This window comes from Nonomuraea sp. ZG12, from assembly GCF_052068115.1.
Taxonomy (GTDB): Bacteria; Actinomycetota; Actinomycetes; order Streptosporangiales; family Streptosporangiaceae; genus Nonomuraea.
The window spans coordinates 36,003-55,891 of the sequence record NZ_JBQHCW010000009.1 but is presented as its reverse complement, the minus strand read 5'-3'; the positions used below and the strand labels follow the sequence as shown (position 1 = coordinate 55,891).

Annotated in this window: 17 protein-coding genes; 9 read left to right on the top strand and 8 right to left on the bottom strand. The window is 71.7% G+C overall.

From position 1 onward, the window contains the following. Positions 1–23: 23 nt before the first annotated feature. Both mfd and ACTMTF_RS24730 read right to left on the bottom strand, forming a co-directional pair. The gene (gene mfd, locus ACTMTF_RS24735) at positions 24–3,512 is read right to left on the bottom strand and encodes a transcription-repair coupling factor (RefSeq protein ID WP_441112820.1); all 3,489 of its coding nucleotides are present in this window, start codon (positions 3,510–3,512) and stop codon (positions 24–26) included. 98 nt (positions 3,513–3,610) lie between these two features. Next, positions 3,611–3,793: a hypothetical protein gene (locus ACTMTF_RS24730; RefSeq protein WP_441112819.1), complete on the bottom strand. Its 183-nt coding sequence runs from the start codon at positions 3,791–3,793 to the stop codon at positions 3,611–3,613. A 65-nt stretch (positions 3,794–3,858) separates the two neighbouring features. On the opposite strand from ACTMTF_RS24730, the gene ACTMTF_RS24725 reads away from it, so the two are divergent. From ACTMTF_RS24725 to ACTMTF_RS24715, 3 genes are read left to right on the top strand one after another with little or no spacing between them, the layout of a single operon-like run. Beyond that, positions 3,859–4,575, top strand: coding sequence for a class I SAM-dependent methyltransferase (locus tag ACTMTF_RS24725; protein ID WP_441112818.1), 717 nt, complete (start codon positions 3,859–3,861; stop codon positions 4,573–4,575). 59 nt (positions 4,576–4,634) lie between these two features. Beyond that, the gene (gene cysC, locus ACTMTF_RS24720; protein ID WP_441112817.1) at positions 4,635–5,858 is read left to right on the top strand and encodes an adenylyl-sulfate kinase; all 1,224 of its coding nucleotides are present in this window, start codon (positions 4,635–4,637) and stop codon (positions 5,856–5,858) included. Continuing rightward, on the top strand, positions 5,855–6,736 hold the full coding sequence (locus ACTMTF_RS24715; protein WP_441112816.1) for a sulfite exporter TauE/SafE family protein: 882 nt from the start codon (positions 5,855–5,857) through the stop codon (positions 6,734–6,736). Before cysC ends, ACTMTF_RS24715 begins: the two co-directional genes overlap by 4 nt. Here ACTMTF_RS24715 and ACTMTF_RS24710 read toward each other — a convergent pair. Further along, a complete protein-coding gene (locus ACTMTF_RS24710; protein ID WP_441112815.1) occupies positions 6,681–7,748 on the bottom strand; it encodes a glycoside hydrolase family 26 protein in 1,068 nt (355 codons plus the stop codon). The genes ACTMTF_RS24715 and ACTMTF_RS24710 overlap by 56 nt on opposite strands. Positions 7,749–8,109: 361 nt before the next feature. Here ACTMTF_RS24710 and ACTMTF_RS24705 point away from each other — a divergent pair, with 361 nt between their 5' ends. From ACTMTF_RS24705 to ACTMTF_RS24680, 6 genes are read left to right on the top strand one after another with little or no spacing between them, the layout of a single operon-like run. After that, entirely contained in the window at positions 8,110–9,411 is a 1,302-nt protein-coding gene (locus ACTMTF_RS24705) for a Wzz/FepE/Etk N-terminal domain-containing protein (protein WP_441112814.1), read from the top strand. After that, positions 9,408–10,676 carry a hypothetical protein gene (locus ACTMTF_RS24700; RefSeq protein ID WP_441112813.1) on the top strand — a complete coding sequence of 423 codons (1,269 nt, stop codon included), beginning with the start codon at positions 9,408–9,410 and terminating at the stop codon, positions 10,674–10,676. The genes ACTMTF_RS24705 and ACTMTF_RS24700 overlap by 4 nt, the downstream gene beginning before the upstream one ends. Next, entirely contained in the window at positions 10,673–11,578 is a 906-nt protein-coding gene (locus ACTMTF_RS24695; RefSeq protein WP_441112812.1) for a hypothetical protein, read from the top strand. Before ACTMTF_RS24700 ends, ACTMTF_RS24695 begins: the two co-directional genes overlap by 4 nt. Positions 11,579–11,583: 5 nt before the next feature. Continuing rightward, complete coding sequence (locus ACTMTF_RS24690; RefSeq protein ID WP_441113008.1) at positions 11,584–12,429, top strand: sulfotransferase domain-containing protein; 846 nt, start codon at positions 11,584–11,586, stop codon at positions 12,427–12,429. Further along, complete coding sequence (locus ACTMTF_RS24685; protein ID WP_441112811.1) at positions 12,417–13,727, top strand: lipopolysaccharide biosynthesis protein; 1,311 nt, start codon at positions 12,417–12,419, stop codon at positions 13,725–13,727. Before ACTMTF_RS24690 ends, ACTMTF_RS24685 begins: the two co-directional genes overlap by 13 nt. A 5-nt stretch (positions 13,728–13,732) precedes the next feature. Then, entirely contained in the window at positions 13,733–14,644 is a 912-nt protein-coding gene (locus tag ACTMTF_RS24680; protein ID WP_441112810.1) for a sulfotransferase, read from the top strand. Here the strand turns inward: ACTMTF_RS24680 and ACTMTF_RS24675 are convergent. The 5 genes from ACTMTF_RS24675 to cysD all read right to left on the bottom strand — a co-directional run bounded on the left by ACTMTF_RS24675 (position 14,610) and on the right by cysD (position 19,871). Next, positions 14,610–15,359 carry a WecB/TagA/CpsF family glycosyltransferase gene (locus ACTMTF_RS24675; RefSeq protein WP_441112809.1) on the bottom strand — a complete coding sequence of 250 codons (750 nt, stop codon included), beginning with the start codon at positions 15,357–15,359 and terminating at the stop codon, positions 14,610–14,612. The two genes, ACTMTF_RS24680 and ACTMTF_RS24675, sit on opposite strands and share 35 nt — an antisense overlap. 134 nt (positions 15,360–15,493) lie before the next feature. Then, entirely contained in the window at positions 15,494–16,456 is a 963-nt protein-coding gene (locus tag ACTMTF_RS24670; protein WP_441112808.1) for a glycosyltransferase family 2 protein, read from the bottom strand. After that, a complete protein-coding gene (locus ACTMTF_RS24665; RefSeq protein ID WP_441112807.1) occupies positions 16,453–17,364 on the bottom strand; it encodes a sulfotransferase in 912 nt (303 codons plus the stop codon). The genes ACTMTF_RS24670 and ACTMTF_RS24665 overlap by 4 nt, the downstream gene beginning before the upstream one ends. 325 nt (positions 17,365–17,689) lie before the next feature. Beyond that, on the bottom strand, positions 17,690–18,952 hold the full coding sequence (cysN, locus tag ACTMTF_RS24660; RefSeq protein WP_441112806.1) for a sulfate adenylyltransferase subunit CysN: 1,263 nt from the start codon (positions 18,950–18,952) through the stop codon (positions 17,690–17,692). Between the two features lie 4 nt (positions 18,953–18,956). Continuing rightward, the gene (gene cysD / locus ACTMTF_RS24655) at positions 18,957–19,871 is read right to left on the bottom strand and encodes a sulfate adenylyltransferase subunit CysD (RefSeq protein WP_441112805.1); all 915 of its coding nucleotides are present in this window, start codon (positions 19,869–19,871) and stop codon (positions 18,957–18,959) included. Positions 19,872–19,889: the final 18 nt, after the last annotated feature.

Below are 19,889 nucleotides of genomic sequence, written 5' to 3'. Positions count from 1 at the left end.
TCCCTTTCCGCCAAAAACCGCCGCTAGCTTACCCGTGCGGGCTCGAGGAACATCGCCTCAACCAGATCACCGCACCATTTGAGCAACTCCAGGTCCCGCAGAGGCCGGCCGCCCAGGGGCTTGGTCTTGGGCACCGGCACCAGCAGCGTCTGCGCCGCCTGCTTGTAGATGGCCTTCTTGTAGAGCCGGTCCAGCCGGACCTGCTGCGACTCCCGCAGGCTCGCGGGACCGAACTTGATGTTCTGTCCCTGCAGGGTGACGTCCGTCAACCCGGCCCGCCTGGCCATGATCCGGAACCGGGCCACCTCCAGCAGATTCTCCACCTCGACGGGCGGCTTGCCGTAGCGGTCGGTCAGCTCGTCGCGGACCTCGCCGATGTGGCCGTCGGTGGAGATCGCGGCGATGCGTTTGTACGCCTCCAGCCGCAGCCGCTCGGACGTCACGTAGTCGTGCGGGATGTGCGCGTTGATCGGCAGCTCGACCTTGACGTCGTGCTGCTCCGCCTGCACGGGCTCGCCCGACAGCTTGGCCTTCTGCTCCTGGACCGCCTCGGACATGAGCCGCACGTACAGGTCGAAGCCGACGCCCGCGATGAAGCCCGACTGCTCGGCGCCCAGCACGTTGCCGGCGCCGCGGATCTCCAGGTCCTTCATCGCGACGTACATGCCCGCGCCCATCTCGGTGTGCTGGGCGATCGTGGCCAGCCGCTCGTGCGCGGTCTCGGTGAGCGGCTTCTCCGGTGGGTAGAGGAAGTAGGCGTAGCCCCGCTCCCTGCCCCGCCCGACCCGGCCTCTGATCTGGTGGAGCTGCGACAGGCCGTAGCTGTCGGCCCGGTCGACGATCAGCGTGTTGGCGTTGGGCACGTCGAGGCCCGACTCCACGATCGTGGTGCAGACCAGCAGGTCGTACTCGCGCTCCCAGAACCCGACCATGATCTTTTCGAGCTGGTGCTCGTTCATCTGCCCGTGCGCGACCGCCACCCGGGCCTCCGGGACGAGCTCCCGCAGCCGGGCGGCGACCCGGTTGATCGAGGCCACCCGGTTGTGCACGAAGAAGGTCTGGCCGTCGCGCATCAGCTCGCGCCTGATGGCGGCCGCGATCTGCTTCTCGTCGTACGGCCCGACGAAGGTGAGGATGGGGTGGCGTTCCTCCGGTGGGGTGAGGATCGTCGACATCTCACGGATGCCGGTGAGCCCCATCTCCAGCGTGCGCGGGATCGGCGTGGCGGACATGGCCAGCACGTCGACCTGGGTGCGCAGGTGCTTCATGGCCTCTTTGTGCTCGACGCCGAAGCGCTGCTCCTCGTCGATGATGATCAGGCCCAGGTCCTTGAACCTGACCTCGGGGCTGAGCAGCCGGTGGGTGCCGATCACCAGGTCCACGGCGCCGGTGCGGAGCCCTTCGAGGGTGCCCTTGATCTCGCCGTCGGTCTGGAAGCGCGACACCGGGTGGACCGAGACGGGGAAGCTGGAGAACCGCTCGGCGAAGGTGGACAGGTGCTGCTGCACCAGCAGCGTGGTCGGCACCAGCACGGCCACCTGCTTGCCGTCCTGCACGGCCTTGAACGCCGCCCGTACCGCGATCTCGGTCTTGCCGTAGCCGACGTCGCCGCAGATCAGCCGGTCCATCGGGATGCCGCGCTCCATGTCGCGCTTGACCTCGTCGATGGCCTCCAGCTGGTCGCCCGTCTCGGCGTAGGGGAAGGCGTCCTCCATCTCGCGCTGCCACGGCGAGTCGGGGGCGAAGGCGTGGCCGGGTGAGGCCATGCGCGCGGAGTAGAGGCGGATGAGCTCGCCGGCGATCTCCTTGACCGCCTTCTTGGCCCGCGACTTGGCCTTGGCCCAGTCGCCGCCGCCCATCCGGTTGAGCGTGGGCGCCTCGCCGCCGACGTAGCGGGTGACCTCGTCGAGCTGGTCGGTGGGCACGTACAGCCGGTCGCCCTTGGCGTACTCGATGACCAGGTACTCGCGGGTGGCGCCCTGGACGGTGCGCTGCACCATCTCGATGTAGCGGCCGACGCCGTGCTGCTCGTGCACGACGTTGTCGCCGACCTTGAGCTGCAGCGGGTCGACCATGTTGCGGCGGCGCGACGGCAGGCGGCGCATGTCCTTGGTGGACGCCTTCTGGCCGACCAGGTCGAGGTGGGTGAGCACAGCCAGGCCGGGGGTGATGAAGCCGTGCTCGATGAGCCCGGTGGTGACGTGCACGACCTTCGGCTCGGGCGCCTTGTCCAGATATTTCTCTAGACGTGCGGGAACGTCGACGCCCTTGAGCAGCTCGACCATCCGCTCGGCCGGGCCGTGCCCCTCGCTGAGCAGCACGACCGCCTTGTCCTCGGCGAGCCAGCCCTTGATGTCGTCGAGCGCCTTCCGGGTGTCTCCCCGGTAGGCCTCGGAGTCGTGCGCGGCCAGCTCGATCCCGCTGCCGAACGGGGCCATCGACCACCACGGCTGCCCCAGCGAGTCCGCGTGGTCGCGGATCTCCTCCAGCGTGCGGAACGCGGCCGCGCCCAGGTCGATCGGCGCCTCGCCGCCGGCCGCGGCGGTGATCCAGGACGCCTCCAGGAACTCCTGCGAGGTGCGCACCAGCTCCTCGGCCCGGCCCCTGATCCGCTCGGGGTCGCAGACGAACACGGCCGCCCTCGCGGGCAGGTGGTCGATCAGCAGGTCCATCTCACCGCACAGGACCGGCGCGAACGCCTCCATGCCCTCGACCGGGATGCCTTCGGCGAGCCGGTCGAGCACCTCGGCCAGCGCGGGGTGGCGCTCGGCCAGCTCCCGGGCCCGGCCCTGGACCTCCTCGGTCAGCAGCAGCTCACGGCAGGGCGGCGCGAACAGGCCGTCCTCCGCCGCCTCCAGCGAGCGCTGGTCGGCCACCTTGAACCAGCGGATCTCCTCGACCGTGTCGCCCCAGAACTCCAGCCGCAGCGGGTGCTCCTCGGTCGGCGGGAACACGTCGAGCAGCCCGCCGCGCACCGCGACCTCGCCGCGCTTCTCCACCATGTCGACCCGGTGGTAGCCGTTGCCGACGAGGTTGGCGACCACCTCGTCCAGATCGGCGTCGTCGCCGGCCTTGAGCCGCATCGGCTCCAGGTCGCCCAGCCCTCGCACGATCGGCTGCAGCAGGGCCCTGACCGGCGTGACGATCACGTTGAGCGGGCCGGCGGCGGTGTCACCCTTGACCGGGTGCGCGAGCCGCCGCAGCACGGCCAGCCGCTGCCCCACCGTGTCGGAACGGGGCGAGAGCCGCTCGTGCGGCAGCGTCTCCCAGGCCGGGAAGACGGCCACCGAACTCGGCTCCATGAGGCTCGTCAACGCGGCGGCCAGGTCTTCGGCCTCCCGGCCCGTCGCGGTGACGGCCAGCACGGTCCGCTGGTCGTGTCCGGCCAGCGCGGCCACGCCGAACGGCCTCAGGGAGGCGGGCGCGACCAGGGAGACGTCGCCGCCCTGCTCCAGGGCTGCGGTCAGCTTCGGATCAGCGGTGAGAAGGTCGAGCAGTCCGGAAAGACTCATCAGATAGGCCCCAGATGGCAACACGACGACCCCCGGCCAAGCCAGCGCGGGGGTGTTGCGTACCAGCCTACTTGCCCGCCGCCATGCCCCCGCGCCCCCTACGCGGTGCGCCGCTCACCGCTCACCCAGCGCGCCCGCTCCTCGCCCGCCGCGTGCGTCCCCCACTTGATCTCGACGTCGTCGCTGTGCCGGACGTCGCCGCCGGGTTTGAAGTGGCCCAGCAGCCATCCGTCGTCGCCGGCCCCGTCCGTGACCGCGTTCCCCACGTACACCCGCATCACGGTTCCGGACGCTACCAGGGGGGATGTGCATCACTCTCGGCCATTTATTGATTACTGTGGGTCACATGTCTGAGGTGCGATCGGTAGTCCCAAGGGGCGATCTGTTCGATCAGCGCATCCGGGAGCAGTGGGCGGGGCAGCTCGGCCGGCGGCTGGATGTGCTGGTCGCCGGGTGTGCGCACGACGAGCCACTGACCCTGGAGCGGATCGAGACGCGGGCGTCGGGGGTCGATGAGGATCGGCCGGCGATCAGGAGAGTGGTGGAGGAGCGGGCCGACCTGGTCACCTGGGCGCTGGGCGACCTGCGCTCCGCGCCGCTGCCGCCCAGGTCGTTCGACGTGATCCAGCTGTCCTTCCTGCTGGAGCGGATCGAGCACGCGGAGCTGGTGCTGGACCGGCTCCTGCAGTCACTGCGGCCCGGAGGCCTGGTGCTGCTGCGGATGCGCGACCGCGACTCCGCCTACGGAGTCCTGGACAGGATGATCCCGTCATGGGCGCGCCGGCTGGTCTGGCGGCGCCTGGTGGCGGCGGGGACCCCGGGGCCGCTGCCCGCCGTCTACGAGCCGCTGACCTCGGCCGACGACATGCACGCCTTCTGCCTGACCCGTGGCCTGCTGGTCATGGACGAGGAGACGGCGACGAGCGGGCCCGCCATGGGCCGGGTGGGCAGCGCGGTCGTGAGCCTGGCTGCCAAGCTGAGCCGGGGGCGCTACCCTGCCACGCACGATGAGATCACCATGGTCATCAGAAAACCGCAATACCACTTCGCCCGGCTCATCTAGCGACACGCCGGTCACAGTGGCTAGGATTGTTTCCTACCAATGTAATCGGAATAGTTGGGATGAATGACGTGGAGTGGACCCCCGACGCGCGTGAGCTGGCCGACCTGGAGCTGCTGCTCTCCGGGGCGTTCCAGCCGTTGACCGGGTTCCTCGGCCACGACGACGTCCATCTGGTGCACGAGCGCGGCACACTCGCCGACGGCACTCCATGGCCGGCCCCCATCACCATCCACCTGCCCGGCGACGTCGCTCCCGGCGACGAGGTCACGCTGCTCGACCCCGAGGGCGTCCCGCTCGCCGTGCTCACCGTGACCGAGCATCCGGCGGACGGCCCGGCCGCCGGGCCGGTGCGCGGGCTGGGCGCGGCCGAGCACGGCCCGTTCGCCCGGCTGCGCCGCACCCCTGACGAGGTCCGCGTGGAGCTCGGCGGGCGTCCGGCCCTCGCGGTCACCATGCGGGGCCCGCTCGACGACCTGAGCGAGATCCTCGCCACCGCCAAGGAGCTCGACGCGGTGATCCTGCTGCTCCCGCTGTCGTACGGCGAGGCCGGTCCGGCCGTGGTCAGGGCCGCGCTGAAGGCCAGGGACCAGCTGCCCGAGACCACGATCGTCGTCCCGGTGCCGCTCGCGCCGCGCGAGGAGCCGGAGATCGACCTGGAGCTGCGCGAGCACATCGCCTTCTCCTACGGCGCCACCGAGCACCTGGCCGGGCCCGAGCCGGTGAAGATCCCCGGCCCGCCGCACCGCCGCGGCCTGGTGGTGTTCTTCACCGGGCTGTCCGGATCGGGCAAGTCCACGATCGCCCGCGGCCTGCGTGACGCCCTGCTGGAGCTCGGCACCCGCACGGTCACCTACCTCGACGGCGACGTGGTGCGCCACCTGCTCTCCAAGGGCCTGACGTTCTCCAAGGCCGACCGCGACCTCAACATCCGCCGCATCGGCTTCGTCGCCGCCGAGGCCGCCCGCCACGGGGGCCTGGCCATCTGCGCCCCCATCGCCCCCTATGCCGCCACCCGCGAGGAGGTGCGCGAGATGGTCGAGTCGGTCGGCGCCGACTTCCTGCTCGTGCACGTCGCCACCCCGCTGGAGGAGTGCGAGCGCCGCGACCGCAAGGGCCTGTACGCCAAGGCCCGCGCGGGCCTCATCCCCGAGTTCACCGGCATCTCCGATCCCTACGAGGAGCCGGACGACGCCGACCTGGTCGTCGACACCACGCACATCTCCGTCGAGGCGGCGGTCGAACAGGTGCTGGGCACCCTGCGCAACGGACGGTGGATCCGGTGATCGATCTCCCCCTGATCCTCGGCTCGTTCCTGGTGGCCATCGTCGTCGGGCTCACCGGCATGGGCGGCGGCGCGCTGATGACGCCGATGATGATGCTGTTCTTCAACGTGCCGCCGCTGGCCGCCGTCTCCAGCGACCTGGTGGCCTCGGCCGTGATGAAGCCGGTGGGCGGCATGGTCCACCTGCGCCGGGGCACCGTGAACATGCGCCTGGTCGGCTGGCTCTGCGCGGGGTCGGTCCCGGCGGCGTTCTGCGGGGTGTTCCTGGCGCGCGCGTTCGCGGTCGGCGACGGGGTGAAGTACGCGCTCGGCGTCGCGCTGCTGCTGGCCGTCGCGGGCCTGGGGATCAAGGCGTGGCTGGGCGACAGGGGCGGCTCGGCGGAGGCACGGGAGATCGTCGTACGCCCAATCCCGACCCTACTGGTCGGTACGGTAGGCGGTCTGGTGGTGGGCGTGTCCTCCGTGGGCTCGGGTTCTCTGATCATCGTGGCCCTGATCGCCCTCTATCCGGCGCTCAAGGCCAACCAGCTCGTCGGCACCGACCTGGTCCAGGCCGTGCCGCTGGTGGTCTCGGCGGCGGTGGGGCACCTGCTGTTCGGCGACTTCCGGTTCGATCTCACGCTCTCACTGCTGATCGGCTCGATCCCCGGCGTCTATCTGGGCGCCCGTGTCTCCTCCCGGGCTCCCGGCGGCCTCATCAGGGCGATGCTCGCCGTCGTGCTGCTGGCCTCGGCGCTCAAGCTGCTCGGCGTGGCCGACCTGGTCACCCTGGCCGTAGTGGCGGCGACCGCGCTGGCCATGGTCGTCGGCTGGCGCCTGCGGGTCAGGGCCGGGGCACGCGCGTCGCTCGAAAGTGCTGATCTCGCGCGAGCTCGGTGAACGCCCGGTCCGCCGTGGGGTCGGTGTCGAAGCGGGTGTCGCCCCTCGGCGCGCTCGGTGAGTCGAAGTAGACCAGCGCCTTGATCTGCGGATAGCGCCGGACCTGGCTGCGTACGGACTCGAAGAACGCGCGCTTGAACGCCGGGTCGTCCGCCCGCTCGAACACCCCCCACTCCGCGACCATGACCGGTTTGCCGGGAAAGCGCCACTGCATCCAGCGATAGAACCCGGGCCACTCGTCGAAGTCCTCGCGAGTCTTGTTGACCAGGCTGCCGAAGTCGTGCACCCGGCTGTCGGCGTAGGGGTCCATCGCCACCCAGTCGACCACGTCGTCGCCCGGGTAGAGCTCCTCGAACCAGGACTTGGCGGCCCAGTTGGGCGCGCCCATGTAGGTCATCACGGTCACCGCGTTCTTCACGCCCCGGTCGCGCAGCCGCAGCACGACGTGCCGGAACATGGCCGCGTAGTCATCGGCTCCCATGCCGGACGCCGCCGCCGTGTCCACGTCGTTCTCCGGCTCGTGGTGGATGGTGAGGAAGAACTCCTCAGGGAAGGTCCGCCGGAGATGGTTGGCCAGGCGGTCGATCCTGGCGTCGATGGCCCCCTCGGCGATCTCGGCCCAGGTGTGACCGAGCGACGGCTTCCAGTTGATCAGCAGCAGGCGGGGCCTGGCGGGGTCCCGGGCGAGCCGGATCTCCTGCTCGGTCGGGAACAGCTCCTTGCCCCGGTGGTAGACGTGGACCAGGTCGGCCGTCGCTCCCATGCGCGACTCGGCGCTGTGCAGCGCCTCCTCCAGGCGGGCGCCCGTGAAGATCTCCGGGGCGATGCCCCACCACGCGCCGCACGAGGGGATGAGCTTGCCGGTGACGGCGCAGGCGGGCGCGCTCGCCGCCGCCGGACTGCCACTCCCCGCCGTCGCGCTCCGAGCGCCGGCGTCCGGCACGCGCGGCTCGGCGCCCGAGCACGCGGCCAGCAGGACGACCAAGGCCGGGATGACACTCTTGCCGACCACACCTTTGGCGACATTAGCCTTCAAATTACCATTTACCGCTCTATACGAATAATTCCAGCGCGCCATAACTTTCAACCCTCTCATTGGGCGACCCCCGCCCTATCAACCTGAACCATGCCACGCCCTTGCGGGAACTTCAGCCGGAGTAGCAGTCAGGGCAGGCCAGAGGGGTATCTGGCTCACCGATAAATCCCGATTTCTCGCTTTATAGCGGTACGATTCGCTGGTCGTACAAGAGAAAATCTTGGGTAATCTGGCTGGGTAATATCTGGCCCGCCTATAGTGGGCGCACACCTCGGCACGTTACGCAGAGTCGCCGAAGGGCGACAACGCGCAACTCACTGCAGGGAGACCCGCCTCCATGAGCCTGTCGCCGGATCGCCCGGCCCACCGCTCCGGCACCGACCTGGGAGAGCATCTCTCGCTGCTCCGCAGGCGCTGGCTGCTCCTGCTCGGCTGCGTGCTGGCCGGGGGAACGACGGGGCTGGCCCTGCTGCGGATCGTCCCTCCCGCCTACACCGCGACCACCCAGGTCCTCGTCACGCCCGTGGGCACCACCGAGCAGGTCAACCAGGTGACCACCCGCCAGCGCGAGCCCCTCAACCTCGACACCGAGGCGCAGATCGCCCTGTCCTCCGTCGTGGCGGCCAAGGCCGCCCAGGCGGTGCGCGCCACCGCCCTGGAGCCCGCCCAGGTGACGGTCCCGCCCAACTCGTCCGTCCTGTCGATCTCCTACAGCGCCGCCGACCCGGCCGCCGCCGCCGCCGGCTCGCGGGCCTACGCCGAGGCCTACCTCGCCCACCGCACCGAGAGCGCGCAGGCCGCCATCCTCGCCCAGCAGAAGCTCCTGCTGGCCAAGCTCAAGCACGTCAACACCTCGCTCAGCGCGGTGATCAAACAGCTCGGCGGGCTGACCAGGGGCACCGCCGCGCACACGCTCGCCACCCACCGGCAGGGCGTGCTCAACCGGCAGGCCAACAGCCTCACGCTCAAGTACGACGCGCTCAGGACTCTCGCCGTGACACCCGGATCGGTCATCAGCCCGGCCGTCGCGCCGCCCACGCCGAGCTCCCCCACCCTGCCGCTGTGCCTCGGCTCCGGGCTCATGGCGGGCCTGCTGCTGGGGGCCGCCGCCGCGGCGCTGCGCGACCGGCTCGACACCCGGCTGCGCAGCGCCGCCGACGTCGAGCGGCTCACCGGGCTGCCCGCCCTGGCCGACCTGTCACACCCGCGCGACCCCGCCGCGCTGCACGACCTGGCCTCCGCCGTGCTCGCCGCCTGCCCGGGCAAGCGACTGCTGGTCAGGTCCGTCCCGGCCGAGCTCGGCTCCTCCCGGGTGGCCGCCCCGCTGGCCACCAGCGCGCCGTTGTCGGTGCTGAGCGGCGCGGACGTGAGCGACCTGGCCAGGGCCGACGCGGCCCTGCTGCTGATCGGGCTGGGCCGGGCGACCTCCGTCCAGGTCGCGGCCACCGTACGGCATCTCAGCCGGCACAACGTGCCGATCATCGGCGCGGTGATCACCACGGACCTGACGCCCGCCCCGTACGCCCCCCAGCACACGTCGCTGGGCAAGCTGGTCGCCGGCGGCGAGCCCGAGCCGCCCGCGGGTGCCGAGACCACGCCCCTGCACGCGCTCCAGCAGCCGCCGGGCAAGCAGGCGTGACAGGGCCCGCGTGGCCCATCGCCGCGCTGCTGCTCGGTTATCCCGTCTGGTGGGCGCTCGGTTTCGGCGGACTGTCGGTGGTCGTGCTGGCCGTGCCCATGGGGATCATCCTGTGGCGGCGCCGGCCGGTCCGGGTGCCGCGCGGGTTCGGGCTGTGGCTGCTGCTGCTCGCCGGCTACCTGGTGAGCGGGCTGATGCTGGGGGAGATGCCGCCCGGCACCTACGGCGAGCTCGGCCTGGGCCGGCTCGTCGGCTACTCCATGCGCCTGACGCTCTACCTGTCGCTGCTGATCATGGTCCTCTATCTCGGCAACCTCACCGAGCGCGAGTTGCCGCAGCTCCGGCTCGTACGGATGCTCGGCGTGCTGTTCATCACCACCGTGGCGGGCGGGCTGCTCGGCGTGCTGGCTCCCGGCTTCTCCTTCACCTCGCCGGTGGAGCTGGTCCTGCCCGGCTGGCTGGCCGACAACTCGTTCGTCCAGAACCTGATCCACCCCACCGCCGCGCAGACCCAGAAGGTGCTCGGCTACGCCTCGCCCCGGCCGGAGGCGCCGTTCGAGTGGGCCAACGCGTGGGGCAGCAACGTGTCGGTGCTGCTCGTCTGGTTCGTGGTCGGCTGGTGGGTGTACGGCTCTCGCGGCCGTAAGGCGCTGGCCGTGGTGGTGATCGCCCTCGCGGCCGTCCCGATCGCCTACTCGCTCAACCGGGGCCTGTGGATCGGCCTCGGGCTGGCCGTCGGCTACCTGATCGTCCGGGTGGGCGGCAGGACCAGGATCACCCTCTGCGCGGCGGCGGCGACGGGGGCGCTGGTGTTCGCGCTCAGCCCGCTCGCCCCGCTCGTCGTGCAGCGGCTGGACAGCCCCCACTCCAACGGCATCCGGGCCTTCACCGTGTCGGCCACGATCGAGGCCGCGACCCACTCGCCCGTCATCGGCTTCGGCAACACCCGCAACGCCACGGGCAACCACCGCACGATCACCACCGGCAAGACCGGCTGGTGCCCCGGCTGCGGCCATCCTCCGCTGGGCGGCGACGGCCAGCTCTGGCTGATGCTCATCACGCAGGGCTTCGTGGGGGCGGCGCTCTACGTGGCCTTCTTCGTCGGCGCGATCCGCCGCCACTGGACCGACAGGACCCCGATCGGGCTCGCCGGAGTGCTGGTGATGGGCCTGGTGCTGCTCTACATGTTCGTCTACGACGGCCTGGTCACGCCGCTCAGCCTCTACTTCATCTCCTTCGCGCTCCTGTGGAGAAATCCCGCATGACCGACACCGACATCAGGCTCAGCTACCTCGGCGACACGCTCCGGCTCCTCTATCCCGGCCAGGGCGATCCACGCGCCCACACGCTGCTCCCGCACGCGCGGCTGCCTCGCCGGCTGGCGCCGCGCCGCTGGTGGCATCGGCTGGCCGGGCCGCGCATCCTGCTGCCCATCGACGGGTCGATCTCGGCCCATCTGGGCGAGGTCTTCGGCGTGCCGGTGGAGACCGTCGTGCGCGTGCGCCCGGCGCGCCGGGCCAACCGCAAGCCCGTCCTGGAGGTGCACAGCGACGGCGCCCGCCTGGCCTTCGTCAAGGTGGGCGACACCGACCGGGCCCGCACGCTGATCGACAACGAGGCCGCCGCGCTGCGCGAACTGGCCGGACGACCGCTCAAGACCGTCGTCACACCCACCGTGCTCCACCACGGCGACTGGCGCGGCCTCGGCCTGCTCGCACTGTCGCCGCTGCCCGTCCGCCGCCGCCGGGTGCCCGGCCCGCTGCTGGTCAGGGCAGTCAAGGAGATCGCGGCCACGGGCGGCCCCGACGGCGCGGCCTGGCACGGCGACCTGTCCCCGTGGAACGTCTCGCCGTCCGCCGACGGGCGGCTGTTCGTATGGGACTGGGAACGCTACGCGACCGGCGTCCCCTACGGGTTCGACGCGGTGCACCACTTCTTCCAGCGGGCGCTGCGCCGCATGGACCCGCCGACCGCCGCGCGCGCCTGCCTCGCCCAGGCCGTGCGGACCCTCGCGCCGCTCGGGCTGTCGGCCGCGCAGGCCAGGCAGACCGCGCTGCACTACCTCATCGCGCTGGCCGACCGGCACGCCGCCGACGGCCACGAACCCCTCGGCCCGCCGAGCCGCTGGCTCAGCCCGGTCGTCGACCACCAGGAGTCGCTGACGTGAAGGCCATGAAGCGATCGGCGCTGTCCGTGTCGCGCACCACCGGGCGGATCACCTCCGGGGCGCGGATCCTGCCGTCGTTCCTGATCGCCGGGGCACAGCGGTGCGGCACCACCTCGCTCTACCGGGCGCTCGCGCAGCACCCCCTGCTGCTCAAACCGGTGCTGCACAAGGGGGTCCACTACTTCGACGCCGCCTACTGGCGAGGGCCCGCCTGGTACCGGGCGCACTTCCCGCTCCGGGTGGGCGCGGCGCTGCTCGCCCGGCGGCACGGCAGCGCGCCACAGGCGTTCGAGTCCGCGCCGTACTACCTGTTCCATCCGCTGGCCGGGGAGCGGATCGCCACCGACCTGCCGGGGGTGAAGCTGATCGTGCTGGTGCGCGACCCGGTCGAGCGGGCCCGCTCCGCGCACGCCCACGAGCTGGCCAGAGGCTTCGAGACGGAGTCCGACTTCGAGCACGCGCTGGAGCTGGAGGCCGGACGGCTCGCGGGGGCCGAGGAGAGCCTGCGGGCCCGGGCGCACGCCGCGCACCACTCCCACCGGCACCACGGCTACCTGGCGCGCGGGCGCTACGCCGAGCAGCTCGACCGGCTGGAGCCGCTGTTCGGGCGGGAGCGGATCCTGGTCCTCGACAGTCACCGCTTCTTCGCCGAGCCCCGGCAGGCCTACGACCGGGTGCTGGACTTCCTGGGGGTGCCCCCGCTGGGCGAGCCGGCGTTCGAACGGCACAACGGCCGGCCGCTGCCCAGGCCCCTGCCGGACTCTCTCCGTCGGAGTCTGCGCGACCACTTCGAGGCGTACGACACCCGCCTGGTGGGCTGGCTGGGCGGTGAGCCCTCATGGCGGAGCTGACCCAGCGGCGGGTGGCGCTCGGGCGGGTGGCTCGGGGTGGGGTCGCCGGGCTGACGGGGGCGGTGGTGGCCGCGCTGGCCCAGTTCGCTCTCGTCGTGGTCGTCACCAGGGCCTTCCCTGCCGGGCAGGCGGGCGCGTTCTTCACGGTGACCGCGCTGGTGCTGATGGCCGCCGGGATCGTGAAGCTGGACGCGGGCAACGGGCTGGTGTACTTCATCGCCCGAGCCAGCGCCCACGAATATCACGGCATTTCGGGATATATCCGTGCGGCGCTGGTGCCGGTCACGGGGGCCGCGACGATCGTCGGCGTGCTGCTGTACCCATGGCTCGGCCCCGTGGCCCTGGCCCTGCCGGTCATGGCCGTGGCCGACGTGCTGCTCGCCGCCGGCCGGGGCTTCGGCGCCCTGCGGCCCACGGTGCTGCTCGACGGGGTGCTGCTCCCGGTCGGCCAGCTCGTCCTGGTGGGCGCCGTGGCGCTGGCGGGCACGTCGCCCTGGCTCCCGGGTCCGGCCGTCGCCGCCGCGTGGGCGCTGCCTGTCGCGTGGGCGCTGCCGTACCTGCCCGTGCTCGTGCTGGCGGCGCTGGCCCTGCGCGGTCGCGCGCCCCGCACGCCCTGCCTGCCCGGCGCCGGCCGGGACCTGTGGCGGCACACCGCCCCGAGGTCGGTGGCGGCGGCGATCCAGGCGGTGTTCCAGCGGTTCGACATCGTGATCGTCGCCCTGCTCGCCGGCCCGGTGCAGGCGGCCGTCTACACCGCCGCCACCCGCTTCAAGATCGTGGGCCAGCTCGCCAACCAGGGCCTGGCGCAGGCCGTACAACCACGCCTGGTCAGAACGCTCGCCGACGGCGACCTGGCCGGGGCCAGGGAGCTCTATCAGGCGACCACCATGTGGCTGGTGCTGCTGACCTGGCCCGTCTGGCTCGCCTACGCGCTGACCGCCCCCTGGCTGCTGCGGCTCTTCGGCGACGACTACGGCGCGGCGGTGCCCGTGGCGCTGGTCCTGGCAGCCACGATGATGGCGGCCACCGCGTCCGGCATGGTCGACGTCGTGCTGACCGCCGCCGGCCACACCACGGCCAGCCTGCGCAACCTCGTCGCGGCCTGCACCTGCACGGTCCTGCTGGACTTGGCGCTGGTCCCGGCCCACGGCGCGCTGGGCGCGGCGCTCGGCTGGTCCGCCGGCGTGCTGGTCAAGAACGCGCTGCCGCTCTGGCAGCTCCACCGCCGCTACGGCCTGCGCCCCTTCGGCCGCCACAGCCTGTCGGCGCTGCGCCTGCGCACCTGGGCCACAGCATGAACGGCATGAACGGCCGTCCCCCGGTGCTGGTGACCGGGCTGCCGAGGAGCGGCACGAGCTGGGTGGGCAAGATGCTGGCCGCCGGTGGCGAGCTCGTCTACGTCAACGAGCCGCTCAACCCGCAGCACCCGCCCGGCCGCTGCCCCGGCGTCCTGCGCGCCCAGGTACGCCACCGCTTCCAGTACATCTGCGACGACAACTCCCCCACCTGGCTGCCCGCCTTCCGCGACACCGTCGCGCTGCGCTACCGCTGGGCGGCCGAGCTGCGGGCCAACCGCTCCCCGTACGACCTGGCGCGGATGCTCCGTTACGGCGGGGCCTTCACGCTGGGCCGCCTCGCGGGGCGGCGGGCGCTGCTGGACGACCCGTTCGCGGTGCTGTCGGCGGGCTGGTTCGCCGAGCGGCTGGGATGCAGGGTGATCGCCCTCGTCCGCGACCCGGTGTCGTTCGTGGCGAGCTGGCAGCGCCTCGGCTGGACGGTCTACTTCCACGAGCTCCTCGAACAGCCCCTGCTCGTCCGCGACCATCCTCAGGTGCTGCGGCTGCGCGTCCTGGTCGGCTCCCAGGACCGGGTCGCCAAGGCGGCGGCGCTGTGGCGGGTGACGCGGGAGATCCTCGCCCGCACCGCCGGCATCCTGGTCACGTCCTACGACGACCTCGCCGCCGACCCCCGGACGGGCTTCAAGCGCCTGTACGAGTACGCCGGTCTGACCTGGACCCCGGCCGCCGAGGAGCGCGTCATGGAGGCGTGCACCGCCCCCGGCGGCCGGGACCGGGGATTCGCCTGGTCAGGACTGTCACGCACCGGCTACCGGCCGATGAACTCGCGGGCGGCCCTGCAAGCGGGCGCCAGGGGCCTCACCCAGGACGAGATCGACAGGATCAGAGCGCTGACCGCCGACCCGCCGCCCCGCTGAGGCGCAGGCGGGTGACCGCCGAGGAGAGCAGCAGGCGCAGCGCGAAGGGCACGCCGTCCACCAGATAGCGTCTGGCCAGCCGGCAGGGCTCACAGGCCAGCCGGAACAGCCACTCCAGCCCCGCCCCGCGCATCCACCCGGGCGCCCGTGACACCGTGCCGGCGGCGAACCCGATCGCCGCCCCGCACCCCACGAACCAGGCGCCGGGCAGCTCCCGGCGCAGCTCGCCGATGAGCAGATCCTGCCGGGGGAACCCGAGCCCCACGAACACCAGGCTAGGCCGCGCCTCCACGACCTTCCGCCGCGCCCGCCGCCTGCCTCGCGCGGTCGCGTCGAACCCGTACGGCGGCGCGTCCACCCCGCAGACCCGCAGCCCTGGATGGCGGCTCGCCAGCTCGGCGGCGGCCGCCGCCGCGACACCGGGCGGGCCGCCGAGCAGATAGACGGGCCACCCGCACCGAGCGGCCCGATCACTCAGCGACCAGATCAGGTCCGCCCCCGTGACCCGCTCGGGCACCGGCGTCCCCAGCAGCCGTGACGCCCACACCAGCGGCATCCCGTCAGCGACCACCACCTCAGCCCCGTTCACCAGCTCCCGCAGCGCGGCGTCACCGGCCACGGCCCGGCAGATGTCCACGTTCGGGGTCACGATGTGCCCACCCCTACCGGCGGCCAGCTCGCCCTCCACCCACCCGGCCACCTCACCCTCAGTCACCGGATCAAACCCGACCCCCCCGACCACCACCCGCGCCGCCCTACAACCCACCCCACCGTCCGCCCTGCAGTCGCCCTCGCCGTCCGCCTCGCCGGACGGGTGTTCGGTGAGGGTGTTCGTGCGAGCCACGGTCATCAGATGCCGTGCCCGCGCTGGTGGAGCAGGGCCAGGACGGTGGAGGCGGGGATCAGGCCCGCCGCCACGGCCAGGGCAATGGGCGCGCGGGGCTCGCCGAGGCGGGCGGCGAAGGTGCGGGCGGCCCAGCGGCCCGCGTCACGGCGGTGCCCCAGGGCGGCGTGGCCGAAGGCGAGCTGACCGTAGATCCGTGCCGCGCCGCGCGGATCCACGGCCAGTTCGGGGTGCCGGGCGAGCATCCACTCAAGCCCGGCGATACGGTCCGCCCATCGGGCGACGTAGTGGGACGCGCCCCACCGGACCCGGACGAACGGCTCGTCGGCGTTGGCGATCGGGTGTCGCTTGGCGGCGCGGAGCGCGAGGTCCCAGTCCTCGTTCTGGCCGCTGGGGGCGCTCTCGTCCACCCAGACCGTGCCACGTCTGAACAGGAACGTCGACGAGTGCACCATCACCATGCGCGAGCGCACCAGGTCAGCGGCGGTGACCCGTCGGGTCCCGGCCAGCCTCGGCACCCGCCGCCCCCCGTACTCGACCTCGATGCCGCAGCTGGCGAACTCGGCGTCCCCGTCGGCGAGCAGCCGCGTCTGAGCGGCGAGCTTGCCGGGCAGCCACACGTCATCGTCGTCACAGAAGGCGACCAGGTCGGTGTCACAGGCGGCGATACCGGTGTTACGGGCCCCCGGCAACCCCGGCGTGAGCCGATTGGACAGCACGCGCACACCCGGCGCACGGTCGGCGACCACACGCCGGTCCCCACCGTCAGCCGACGGCCGGGGAACGGCGCCGACAGGGATGGGGTGAAGGCTGTCGGCGACGGCACGGTGGTCACCGCCGTCGACGACCACCGCTACGGTCACGGTGCCTGCGTAGTCCTGGGTGAGGACCGCTTCGACGGCTGCGCGCAGGTGGGTGGGGCGGTCGCCGCGGGTGGGGATCACCACGCCCACCGAGGCAGGCGTCACGCGGTGTCCCTTCCGTAGCCGTACCGGGCTCTGAGCGGCCAGGTGAGGGCCGCCACCAGGCCGCGGTGGTGCCGGGGCAGGCCGCGCAGCCAGGAGTCGTCCCTGGCCAGCTCGACGGCCCCGGCGGTGAAGCGCATCGGGTTGCCCGAGGCGGTGTGCGCCGTGGTCAGGTAGGCCGTCGTGCCCTGCAGGAACGGCAGGCGCGGGGCCGTGAAGCCGAGGTCCTGAGCCAGGTTCGTCAGCGTGTCGTGCGGCGTGGTCAGCAGGTCCTCGTAGCGGACGCGGGTGACGGGGGCGCCGCGGACGGCCAGCAGCTCCAGGGCCAGGTTCTGGGCCGTCCAGTGCACGGCGGTGCGGGCGGGGCCCCAGCGGGTCATCGGCCTGCCGTCCTCGGGGCGGGCCACGGTCCTGCGCCAGGAGTGGGCGACGGCCCGGGGCTCGCGGACCACCTGCACGATGTGCACGTTCACCCCCGCCTCCAGCAGGCAGTAGGCGAGCGAGGCGTGCTTGCTGGAGTCGATCACCGTCCGGGCCTGGGCCGCGTCGGCCGCCGCCTGGTAGACACGGCGGTAGGCGCGTACGTACTCCGGCAGGTCCTCGTGGGCGATGCGCGCCAACCGGCGCGTGCGGTCGACCCGATGGCGTAGCGCCATGACACGCTCGGCCAGCATGGACGTCCACCCGCCGAAGGCGCGCTCACCGACGCCGCGCCAGAACGGGCACGTCGTGAACGGCCGGCCGCAGCCGCACGGCTCGTCGGCCAGGACGCCGCGCTCCCACAGGTGCACCACCTCACCGAGGGGTGCGACCTCGGGCAACTGGCCGAGAAGCCGTTCGAGCAGAGTGGTGCCGCTACGGCCGAGGCCGCCCAGGAAGATCACACGGGGAGCGGTCGAACGATCGGTCACAAGCGTGAACCCTCACGTCGCGAACACGGAACGTGGAGATGCTAGCGCGGAGAGTAATAACATGGTCACCGAACCGCCAAGAGATCTACCTTCAGACCCGCGTTACGCCACGTGCCGGGAAACCGCACCCGCCCGTACTGCCTCCGCGGCGGAGGAAGGCCGGGCGCGGGAATCGAAAAAGGTCCGGCCGACGTGCTCATCAGAGCACATCGGCCGGACCGACCAGCACAGACGTTCGGTACGAATCCGCAGCCACGAACCCGTCAGGCCCGGCCCACCCGGCCAAAGCCCGTCGGGCCCGGCCCACGCACCCGGCACCGGAAGGTCAGCGGACGTCCATGATCATGCCGGCGCCCACGGTCCCGTTGGTGGACTCGTCCACCAGGATGAAGCCGCCCGTCATCCGGTTACGCCCGTAGTCGTCCACGAACAGCGGCTGGGTGATCCGGAGCGTGACGCGGCCGATCTCGTTGAGGCCGAGCGAGGTCGCCTCCTCGTCCCGGTGCAGGGTGTTGACGTCGAGGCGGTACTGCAGGTCGCGGACCAGGGCCCGGGCCGTGCGGGTGGTGTGCTTGATGGTCAGCTTGGAGCGGGGCGTGAGCTTCACGCCGTCGGCCATCCAGCAGACCATCGCCTCCACATCCTGGACGACCTGCGGCTGGTTGTTGGGCCGGGCGATCATGTCGCCCCGGGAGATGTCGAGGTCGTCCTCGAACCGGAGCGTCACCGACATGGGCGGGAACGCCTCCTCCACCGGCCCGTCGAAGGTGTCGATGGAGGCGATCCTGGTCGTCAGCCCGGACGGGAGGTGCACCACCTCGTCACCCGGCTTGAGCACCCCGCCCGCGACCTGGCCGGCATAGCCGCGGTAGTCGTGGAAGGCGTGGTCGGTGGCCCGCTGGGGGCGGATGACGTACTGGACGGGGAAGCGCACGTCGACCAGGTTGCGGTCGGAGGCGATGTGCACGTTCTCCAGGTGGTGGAGCAGCGAGGTGCCTTGGTACCAGGGGGTGTTCTCGGAGCGGGACACCACGTTGTCGCCGTTGAGCGCGGAGATGGGGATGAACGTGAGGTCGGACACGTTCAGCTTGGACGCGAAAGCGGTGAACTCCTCGCGGATCTCGTCGAAGCGCTCCTCGGAGTAGTCCACCAGGTCCATCTTGTTGACGGCCAGCACCAGGTGGGGGACGCGCAGGAGTGAGGTGAGGAAGGCGTGCCGGCGTGACTGCTCCAGCACGCCCTTGCGCGCGTCGATGAGGATGATGGCCAGGTCGGCGGTGGAGGCGCCGGTGACCATGTTGCGGGTGTACTGGATGTGCCCGGGGGTGTCCGCGATGATGAACTTGCGGCGCGGCGTCGCGAAGTAGCGGTAGGCGACGTCGATGGTGATGCCCTGCTCCCGCTCGGCCCGCAGGCCGTCGGTGAGCAGCGACAGGTCGGTGTACTCGGTGCCGCGGTCGCGCGAGGTGCGCTCGACGGCCTCCAGCTGGTCTTCGAAGATCGCCTTGGAGTCGAACAGGAGCCGCCCGATGAGGGTGGACTTGCCGTCGTCGACGCTTCCCGCCGTGGCGAAACGCAGAATGTCCATCGGTTTAGAAGTAGCCTTCCCGCTTGCGATCCTCCATGGCGGCCTCCGAGGCGCGGTCGTCGGCCCTGGTGGCCCCGCGCTCGGTGATCCGGGTCGCCGCGATCTCCTCGATGATCTCCTCGACCGTCGCGGCATTGGACTGCACGGCTCCGGTGCAGGTCATGTCACCCACCGTGCGATAACGCACCACGGACTCGAACAGCGGCTCGTCGTCGCCCCGCTGCACGATGTCGGCGTCGGGCAGCAGCATGCCGTCACGCTCGAAGACCTTGCGGGTGTGGGCGAAGTAGATGGAGGGGATCTCGATGCCCTCCCGCCGGATGTAGTCCCAGATGTCCAGCTCGGTCCAGTTGGACAGCGGGAAGACCCGGATGTGCTCGCCCTTGCTGATCCGCGCGTTGTAGAGGTTCCACAGCTCGGGGCGCTGGTTCTTCGGGTCCCACTGGCCGAAGTCGTCGCGGAAGGAGAACACCCGCTCCTTCGCCCTGGCCTTCTCCTCGTCACGCCTGGCGCCGCCGAAGACCGCGTCGAACTCGTGCTCCTCGATGGCGTCGAGCAGCGTGGTCGTCTGCAGGCGGTTGCGTGAGGCCCGGCGGCCGGTCTGCTCCACCACGCGGCCGGCGTCGATGGAGCTCTGTACGCTGGCCACGATCAGGCGGGCGCCGAGCTCGGTGCTGCGGCGGTCGCGGAACTCGATGACCTCGTCGAAGTTGTGCCCGGTGTCGACGTGCATGAGCGGGAACGGGATGGCGGCGGGCCAGAACGCCTTCTCCGCGATGCGGAGCATGACGATGGAATCCTTACCGCCGGAGAAGAGCAGACAGGGACGCTCGAACTCGGCCGCCACCTCGCGCATGATGTGGATGGCCTCGGCTTCGAGGACGTCGAGCTGCGACGTGGTGTAGTCGCGCTGGAGCATGAGGGCTCTCCTCCGGCG

Excerpts from the sequence above, each read along its gene's own strand:
- ACTMTF_RS24705 (WP_441112814.1), top strand. The coding sequence starts at position 8,110 with ATGAGCCTGTCGCCGGATCGCCCGGCCCACCGCTCCGGCACCGACCTG.
- ACTMTF_RS24680 (WP_441112810.1), top strand. The coding sequence starts at position 13,733 with ATGAACGGCCGTCCCCCGGTGCTGGTGACCGGGCTGCCGAGGAGCGGC.
- cysC (WP_441112817.1), top strand. The coding sequence starts at position 4,635 with ATGAATGACGTGGAGTGGACCCCCGACGCGCGTGAGCTGGCCGACCTG.
- ACTMTF_RS24690 (WP_441113008.1), top strand. The coding sequence starts at position 11,584 with ATGAAGCGATCGGCGCTGTCCGTGTCGCGCACCACCGGGCGGATCACC.
- ACTMTF_RS24725 (WP_441112818.1), top strand. The coding sequence starts at position 3,859 with ATGTCTGAGGTGCGATCGGTAGTCCCAAGGGGCGATCTGTTCGATCAG.
- ACTMTF_RS24695 (WP_441112812.1), top strand. The coding sequence starts at position 10,673 with ATGACCGACACCGACATCAGGCTCAGCTACCTCGGCGACACGCTCCGG.
- ACTMTF_RS24685 (WP_441112811.1), top strand. The coding sequence starts at position 12,417 with ATGGCGGAGCTGACCCAGCGGCGGGTGGCGCTCGGGCGGGTGGCTCGG.
- cysN (WP_441112806.1), bottom strand. The coding sequence starts at position 18,952 with ATGGACATTCTGCGTTTCGCCACGGCGGGAAGCGTCGACGACGGCAAG.
- cysD (WP_441112805.1), bottom strand. The coding sequence starts at position 19,871 with ATGCTCCAGCGCGACTACACCACGTCGCAGCTCGACGTCCTCGAAGCC.
- mfd (WP_441112820.1), bottom strand. The coding sequence starts at position 3,512 with ATGAGTCTTTCCGGACTGCTCGACCTTCTCACCGCTGATCCGAAGCTG.